The organism is Parapedobacter deserti, assembly GCF_042646065.1.
Taxonomy (GTDB): Bacteria; Bacteroidota; Bacteroidia; order Sphingobacteriales; family Sphingobacteriaceae; genus Parapedobacter; species Parapedobacter deserti.
The window spans coordinates 1-661 of the sequence record NZ_JBHRTA010000043.1 but is presented as its reverse complement, the minus strand read 5'-3'; the positions used below and the strand labels follow the sequence as shown (position 1 = coordinate 661).

1 protein-coding gene is annotated in these 661 nt (G+C 51.7%); it reads left to right on the top strand.

Translation table 11 applies throughout. The annotated features are described in order from the left end of the window. Positions 1-661, top strand: a 661-nt coding sequence (locus tag ACFOET_RS17730) for a hypothetical protein (protein WP_379025161.1), incomplete at both ends; no start/stop codon positions are given.

Genomic DNA, 661 nt, shown 5'->3' with positions numbered 1-661 from the left:
TTACCTATTTTGCAGCAGCGGATAACGGAATATGTGAGAGCACGACCCGGACGCCGGTGACATTGAGTATTACGGCGTCTCCGGTGCTGGATGATATGGAAGACGTATCCGCCTGTGGAGTGTTTACTTTGCCTGAGATCAGCGGTACGGGCTTATCCGGAAATCAGGCCTATTATACGGCACCGAATGCCGGCGGGACGAAATACTTGCCAGGGGATGAACTGAGCACCGTGGGTACAACGACGCTTTATGTCTATGACGAAAGTGGAGCCGTTGCTAACTGCGCCGGAAGTCTAAGCGTAACAGCCAATACGGAGTATTCCAAAGCTGATTTCGATGAGATGGCCAACCAGAACACGGTGATGCAGTTTCCACGGGCAATAAATCCGGCGTTCTGGAGCGGCACGGGTACGCAAGTGATCGACTACAATGCGGCAGACCCAATAGTCGACGGACAAACTTATCCGACTGTCATCGGTAAGGTGAACATCGCCGATACCGATAACTGTTTCGGTACGGATGTGTTTATTTCGGCCGATGTGACCGTAAGGAATGATGGCCCTGGCGATGGCTTTGGAGGGGTTGGTTATGTGGCTATTATCAATACTGCAACGAATACGCGTTTGTTTCAGACCAGTATGCCAATGAGTCCGGCTGCTGG